Source organism: Dokdonella sp., assembly GCF_035511235.1.
Taxonomy (GTDB): Bacteria; Pseudomonadota; Gammaproteobacteria; order Xanthomonadales; family Rhodanobacteraceae; genus Dokdonella.
The window spans coordinates 164585-171599 of the sequence record NZ_DATKFQ010000035.1; the positions used below are offsets into that span (position 1 = coordinate 164585).

The 7015-nt window shown below is 70.6% G+C and carries 4 protein-coding genes and 1 pseudogene; 3 read left to right on the plus strand and 2 right to left on the minus strand.

Translation table 11 applies throughout. From position 1 onward, the window contains the following. Positions 1–84 precede the first annotated feature (84 nt). Together VMR06_RS14990 and VMR06_RS14995 are read left to right on the plus strand one after the other, a co-directional pair. Positions 85–2589 (plus strand): DNA topoisomerase I, encoded by a 2505-nt coding sequence (locus tag VMR06_RS14990; protein WP_325377726.1) that lies wholly within the window; start codon positions 85–87, stop codon positions 2587–2589. Positions 2590–2623: 34 nt separating this feature from the next. Next, positions 2624–3181 carry an L-threonylcarbamoyladenylate synthase gene (locus tag VMR06_RS14995; RefSeq protein ID WP_325377728.1) on the plus strand — a complete coding sequence of 186 codons (558 nt, stop codon included), beginning with the start codon at positions 2624–2626 and terminating at the stop codon, positions 3179–3181. A 13-nt stretch (positions 3182–3194) separates the two neighbouring features. On the opposite strand, the gene VMR06_RS15000 is transcribed toward VMR06_RS14995, so the two are convergent. Beyond that, complete coding sequence (locus tag VMR06_RS15000; RefSeq protein WP_325377730.1) at positions 3195–4625, minus strand: DUF1501 domain-containing protein; 1431 nt, start codon at positions 4623–4625, stop codon at positions 3195–3197. Positions 4626–4698: 73 nt separating this feature from the next. After that, a complete protein-coding gene (locus VMR06_RS15005; protein ID WP_325377732.1) occupies positions 4699–6417 on the minus strand; it encodes a DUF1800 domain-containing protein in 1719 nt (572 codons plus the stop codon). A gap of 462 nt (positions 6418–6879) precedes the next feature. Here VMR06_RS15005 and VMR06_RS15010 point away from each other — a divergent pair. Further along, positions 6880–7015 (plus strand): annotated as a pseudogene (locus VMR06_RS15010) (ISL3 family transposase); the annotation flags it as partial.

The window sequence follows — 7015 nt, forward strand, 5'->3', positions numbered from 1 at the left end:
CACGCACCTCCCCCGACAACGATTTCCGCACGGTCCGGATGCCGAGCGGCGACGCCGCGCCAGAGCGGCGCGACAGGACAACGAATGGCCAAGAATCTGCTCATCGTCGAATCGCCCGCCAAGGCCAAGACGATCAACAAGTACCTCGGCAAGGACTTCGAAGTCCTCGCCTCCTACGGCCACGTACGCGATCTGGTGCCCAAGGAGGGCGCGGTCGATCCGGACCACCAGTTCCGGATGAACTACGAGCTGATCGACAAGAACGAAAAGCACGTCGCCGCGATCGCCAAGGCGGCGGCCAAGGCCGAAGCGCTCTACCTGGCGACCGACTTGGATCGCGAAGGCGAGGCGATCTCCTGGCACATCGCCGAGATCCTGCGCCAGCGCGACCTGCTCGACGGCAAGAAGCTGCACCGCGTGGTGTTCTCCGAGATCACGCCGCGCGCGATCAAGGAGGCCGTCGCCAATCCGCGGCCGCTGTCGATGGATCTGGTCAACGCCCAGCAGGCACGCCGCGCGCTCGACTACCTGGTCGGCTTCAATCTGTCGCCGGTGCTGTGGCGCAAGGTCCAGCGCGGCCTGTCGGCCGGCCGCGTGCAGTCGCCGGCGCTGCGCATGATCGCCGAGCGCGAAGAAGAGATCGAAGCGTTCAAGGCGCGCGAGTACTGGACGATCGAGGCGGACTGCGCGCATCCCGACCAGGCGTTCAAGGCGCGCCTGCTGACGCTGCGCGGCAAGAAGTTCGAGCAGTTCGACCTCACCAACGAGGAGGACGCGCTCGCCGCGCGCAGCGCGCTGGAACGTTCGGCGCAGGGGCGGCTGGTCGTCGCCAACGTCGAGTCGAAGGAGCGCAAGCGCCGGCCGTCGCCGCCGTTCACGACCTCGACGCTGCAGCAGGAGGCCGCGCGCAAGCTCGGCTTCACGACCAGCCGCACGATGCGCCTGGCGCAGCAGCTGTACGAAGGCGTCGCGCTCGGCGACGAGGGCGTGGTCGGCCTGATCACCTACATGCGTACCGACGCGGTGTCGCTGTCGGCCGATGCGATCACCGAGCTGCGCGAGGTGATCGGCCGCGATTTCGGACCGCGCGCGCTGCCCGAGCAGCCGCACGTCTACCGCAACAAGTCCAAGAACGCCCAGGAAGCGCACGAGGCGATCCGCCCGACGTCCGCCGCGCACCGCCCCAAGGACGTCGCGCAGTACCTCAGCGACGAGCAGCGCAAGCTCTACGAGCTGATCTGGAAGCGCGCGCTGGCCAGCCAGATGCAGCACGCGACGCTGAACACCGTCAGCGTCGATCTCGACGCCGGCGGCGATTCGATGTTCCGCGCCAGCGGCACGACGGTCGTCGATCCGGGCTTCCTCGCCGTCTACGAGGAAGGACGCGACCAGAAGAACGCCGAGGACGAGGACGAGGGCCGCAAGCTGCCGAAGATGGCGCTCGGCGAGGCCGTGCCGCTGGCCGCGATCGAGGCCGACCAGCACTTCACCGAGCCGCCGCCGCGCTATTCGGAAGCCTCGCTGGTCAAGGCGCTGGAGGAATACGGCATCGGCCGTCCGTCGACCTACGCCAGCATCATCCAGGTGCTGCAGAACCGCGAGTACGTGATTCTCGACAACCGCCGTTTCCGGCCGACCGACGTCGGCCGCGCGGTCGCCAAGTTCCTGTCGGGCCATTTCACCCAGTACGTCGACTACGACTTCACCGCCAAGCTCGAGGACGAGCTCGACGCGGTCAGCCGCGGCGAGGAGGACTGGGTGCCGCTGCTCGAGAAGTTCTGGAAGCCGTTCAAGGCCCAGGTCGACGAGAAGAACGAAAGCGTCGACCGCTCCGAGGCGACCGGCGCGCGCGAGCTCGGCGTCGATCCGGTCAGCGGCAAGCCGGTACAGGTGCGACTGGGCCGCTACGGGCCGTTCGCGCAGATCGGCACCAAGGACGACGAGGAAAAGCCCACGTTCGCCTCGCTGCGGACCGGGCAGAGCATGCATACGATCACGCTGGCCGAAGCCCTGGAGCTGTTCAAGCTGCCGCGCGTGCTCGGCATCGGCGAGGACGGCGAGACGATCAGCGTCGGCGTCGGCCGCTTCGGCCCGTTCGTCAAGCACGGCAGCACCTACGCCTCGCTCAAGAAGGAAGACGATCCGTACACGATCGACCTCGAGCACGCGCGCACGCTGATCCGCGAGAAGCTCGAGGCCGCCGCCAACCGCATCATCCACGACTTCGGCGACGGCATTCAGGTGCTGAACGGCCGCTACGGTCCCTACATCACCGACGGCAACAAGAACGCGCGGATCCCGAAGGATCGCGAGCCCGCTTCGCTGACGCTCGCCGAGTGCACCGAGCTGCTCGCCGCGGCCCCGGACCGGCCCAAGCGCGGCGGCCGCTTCGGCAAGGCACGCAAGACCGAGCCCGCGGCAACCGAGCGCGCCGCCAAGAAGGCGGCCGCCAAGACCGCCGCGGCGCCGGCCAAGACCGCTGCGAAGAAGACCGCCGCGAAGAAGACGGCGGCCAAGAAGGCGCCGGCGAAGAAAACGGCGGCGAAGAAGGCGGTCAGGAAGGCCGCCGGGAACAGTCCGGCCGGCTGATGCCGGCCGGCAGACCCGGCGCCCGGACGCGGCGATGTCCGACCTCCTCGAGCCGGCACTGACGGCGCTGCGCGCGGGCGGCGTCGTCGCCTATCCGACCGAGGCGGTCTACGGCCTCGGTTGCGACCCGCGCGATGCCGCCGCCTGCGCGCGGCTGTTCGCGCTCAAGCAGCGTCCGCTGACGCAAGGCGTGCTGCTGATCGGCGCCGATCTCGACCAGGTGTTCGCCTACGTCGACCTCGCCGCCGTGCCCGATGCGGCCCTGGCACGCGCGCGTGCGACCTGGCCCGGCCCCTATACCTGGGTGTTCCCGGCCGGCCCGGCCGCGCCGGCCTGGATCCGCGGCGCGCATGCCGGCATCGCCGTGCGCGTGACCGCGCATCCGATCGCGGCCGACCTGTGCCGCCGCTTCGGTGCAGCCCTGGTGTCGACCAGCGCGAACCGGCACGGCCAGCCGCCGGCACGCAGTGCGGCCGAGGTGCGGGCCGCCTTCGGCACCGGGCTCGATGCCGTCGTCGACGGGCCGCTCGGCGGGCTCGGCCAGCCGACCGAGATCCGCGACGTGCTGAGCGGCGCCGTGCTGCGCGGCTGATCCGGGCGCCCGCTCAGGCGGAGCGCATGAAGCCCAGATCGCTCTGATCGAACGCCGGCAGGTTCGGGAACAGCGAAGACAGCTGTCCCGGATCGACGCCGAACCAGCGCGCCAGCGTCGCGCCGTACTGGTCGACCGCGATGCGCGGAATCAGATTGCCGTCGCCGGCGAAATCGTCGCTGCCGGCGGCCAGGTCCGGCACCTGCCCGAAGATGCGCCGGCCCTGCACCGCGCCGCCGAGCACGAACAGGTGGTTGCCCCAGCTGTGATCGGAGCCGTCGCCGTTGCTGGTCAGCGAGCGGCCGAACTCGGAAACGGCGAACGTCGTCACCTGCTGCGCGACGCCGAGCTCGAGCGTCGCGGCGTGAAACGCGTGCAGTGCGCGCGAGAGGCCGGCCAGCAGCTCGGGCTGGTCGGCCATCTGCGCATCGTGCGTGTCGAATCCGCCGAGCGAGCAGAACAAGATCTGGCGGCGATGGCCGAGCGCCTCGCGCGCCGCGATCAGCTCGGCGGCACGGCGCAGCTGGCTGCCGAGCGCATGCGCGAAGCGGTCGGCCGCCGGCGCGCCGACCGCCGGCGGCGCCGGAAACGCGGTCGCCAGCGGCGGCAGCGCCGCGAGCACGCCCTGCAACGTGCGGTAGTCGTCGATCGCGTCCTTCAGCGACAGCCGATAGGTGTCGGCCAGCAGATTGACCTGGGCCTGCGCCAGGAACGCTTCGAACTCGGCCGCCGCGACCGGATCGCGTTCGTTCTCGACCGCGCGGATCGTGCCGGTATCGACGGTCAGGCTCTGCGTCCGGCGGCCGACCTGGAACGGATTGGAGCCGGCCAGCGACAGGTTCATCGCGACCGTCGCCTGCGGATTGGCACCGTCGTGGAGCAGATCGGCGATGCGTCCGCCCCAGCCGCTGGCCGGCGCGGGATCGACCGGCGAGCGCACCTCCAGGTTCTGCCAGAAGTCCTGCTGGTCGTTGTGCGAGAACAGCTGCGGCGGCAGCCGCGCGCTGCCCTGGTCGTACTGCTGGCGGGTGACCGGCTCGAGCAGGGCGCCGACGCTGCCGATCAGCGCGAGCTGGCCCGACTCGAACAGCTGCGCGAGCTCCGGTACCGCCGGATGCAGGCCAAGCGGGTACGGCGCGCCCGAGAGCGGCGCGATCGGCAGCAGCTGCGCCTGCGGAATCGTCAGGCCGCGCCGCCGGTGCGCATAGACCGCGTATTCGGCGGCAGCGCGCGGCACGATCAGGTTGTGGCCGTCGTTGCCGCCGAGCAGGAACACGCAGACCAGGGCCTTGTAGTCGTCGCCGCGATCGCTCTGCTGCGCCCAGGCGTGATTGAGCAGGGCCAGACTGGTCGGCGCCGCGAAGAAGCCGCTGCCGCCGGCCAGCGCGGCCAGGCTGCGCTTGAGGAAGCGCCGGCGGCCCGGCGCGATGCGATCGAGGTTCATCACGGCACTCCGGCAGCCGGCAGGAACGAAAGCGGACGCGTCCGGCGGCGACGCGGGCGGGCGCGGCAGGCCATCAGCGCTGCACCGCGAATTCGGGGGCGGTCGCGATCAGGTAGATCGCGTTCTGGACGCGCTTCAAGGTATCGGCGGCCGGGATCGCGCGCAGGCGCGTCAGGATCCGCTCGCGCAGCGGCGCCGACATCGTGCCGCCGAGCAGCAGCTCGTCGAAGTGCCCGACCAGCCGCTCGAGCGCGCCGGGCGGTGCCTGCGTGCCGCCGGGCGGCGGTGCGATCGACCGTTCCCAGCGTTCCAGCTGGATCAGCCGCGCGCGATCGTCGAACTCGTCCATCGGTCCGCCGCGGTACGCCCAGAAGATCCGTCCGCCCAGATCGTTGGTCACCGCGATCGCGAAGTTGGCGGTGATGATCTGCATCTCCGGCGCGACCAGAGCGGCGTTCGCGAGCGGTCCGGGCGGGGCGTGGCCGGGCGAGAAGAAGTTGAACACCGACGGCGAGAACAGCGGCGACTGGTTGTAGCGCAGATGGATGTCCAGATCGTCGAGCATCAGTTCGTCGGCTTCCCACATCACCTCGAACGCGCGCCACATTTGGGTCAGGCGCAGCAGCGGCTCGCGCAGCTTGCCGAAGGTCTGCGGCGCCAGCCGGTGGCCCTGGCGGGCCTCGACGTCGAGCAGGATCGCGCGCACGACGGCGCCGAGCTGGCCGCGCGCGCCGTGGCCGTCGTCGGCGAAGACCGCCGCGATGCGGCCGACGTAGGCCGGCGACGGATTGCTGGTGACCAGGCGCTGGATCAGCTGGCGCGCGATGAACGGACCCACGTTCGGATGGTTCGCCAGTGCGTCCAGCGCCGCTTCGAGCTCGCTGCGCGCGTCGCGCCCGGCCGGCAGCACGAGGCCGTCGAACAGGCGCTTCTCGTCGCGGTCGTGATAGGCCTCGTACGGCACCATCGCCTGTTCGGTGCTGCAGGTGAAGTTCTCCTGCACGAACGGATCGGGCGGACAGTTCTGGCCGGCCGCGCAGTGGCACGCCCAGCCGGTGAACACGCGCGCCAGCGCGCGCACGACGGCGACGTCGTAGGTCGGTACGGTCTGCCCGCCGACCAGCAGCGGCGAGCCGTCGGGATTCAGCCGGATCAGGCCGATCGAGAACAGCTGCATGACCTCGCGCGCGAAGTTCTCGTCGGCCTGGATGTTGTTGGCCGGATCGGGCTTGCGGTTGCGGTACGTGCTGAGGTAGCGGCCCATCGCCGGGCTCAGCGTGACGTCCTCGAGCAGCTGGCGATAGCTGCCGAGCGCGTTGCGCAGCAGGATGTCGTGGTAGGCGCCGAGTGCGAGGCCGTCGTTGCCGAGGCCGGCGCCGCGCTCGGAGACCACGAAGATCTCGCTCAGCGCGAACGCGACGCGCTGGCGCAGATCGTCCGGCGCCGACAGCACGCGGACGAACCAGGCCTGTCGATACAGATGGAACGGCAGCGGCTGCAGCGGATCGGCGGTGCCGGCGGCCTGGCGCATGTACGGCAGCACGTAGCCGGGCGCCTGCGCGAACTGCGCGTCGAACCAGGCATCGAATCCGCCATCCAACAGGGCCTCCACCTGCGCCGGCGTGCCGCCGAAGCTGGCCTGGGCCAGGAACCTGGCCGCATCGGCGCGGCCGGTCGGCAGATCGCCGGGCGGATCGAAACCGTCGCCGAAAATGCGATCGGCCGTACCGGCGCGCAGCGAACCGGCCGCCAGCCCCGCGATCGCGACCGCGATGACCACCCAGGTCTTCATGAGACGCCCCCTGCCCTGTCCTCCTGTCCGGTGACGGAACGCGGCGGCGATTCCTATCACCGCCTGCGCAGGCGGTCGCCGGGACGCGTCGGCGATGCCGGGGAGGCGCGGCGGCGCGCGACTGCGGCACCGGAGAGTCGGGAGACGACTGCGGTCCGCGCAGGCTGCACGCCTCGTTCCGGTCGCACGCGCCGGCGTGTCCGGCACGGCACCACGGCCGGACGGCCGCGGCATGTCGCGTCCCGCTCGCATGCGGCCCGGCTCGACGGGTCTGGCCGGGCTTGCGAGGCCCGGCAGGTTCTCATGCTCCGGCCGGGCATGGCCTGCGCGCGAATCCGCGGGCCCTCGTCCGAGGGCCGATCGCGAAATCCGGATGCCGAAAATAAAAGGTTCATCGCAGAAAACCGTGGACCGTTTGAGGCCCTATCCTGGTGCTTTCTTGGCCAGAGTCGGGGGTCGGACGTGTTCGATCGCAAGACGCTGCAGGCGCTGGGCTGCTGGACCGGCTATCGCCTGGAGCGGGTGGAGTGGCCCGATGGAGAGGCCCGCACGCTCTCGTTGCATCTGAAGCCGACCGGCAAGGTCATGTGGTGCGAAC

What these genes read in the sequence shown, in the direction of transcription:
- VMR06_RS14990 (WP_325377726.1), top strand. Translation starts at nt 85, where the DNA reads ATGGCCAAGAATCTGCTCATCGTCGAATCGCCCGCCAAGGCCAAGACG.
- VMR06_RS14995 (WP_325377728.1), top strand. Translation starts at nt 2,624, where the DNA reads ATGTCCGACCTCCTCGAGCCGGCACTGACGGCGCTGCGCGCGGGCGGC.
- VMR06_RS15000 (WP_325377730.1), bottom strand. Translation starts at nt 4,625, where the DNA reads ATGAACCTCGATCGCATCGCGCCGGGCCGCCGGCGCTTCCTCAAGCGC.
- VMR06_RS15005 (WP_325377732.1), bottom strand. Translation starts at nt 6,417, where the DNA reads ATGAAGACCTGGGTGGTCATCGCGGTCGCGATCGCGGGGCTGGCGGCC.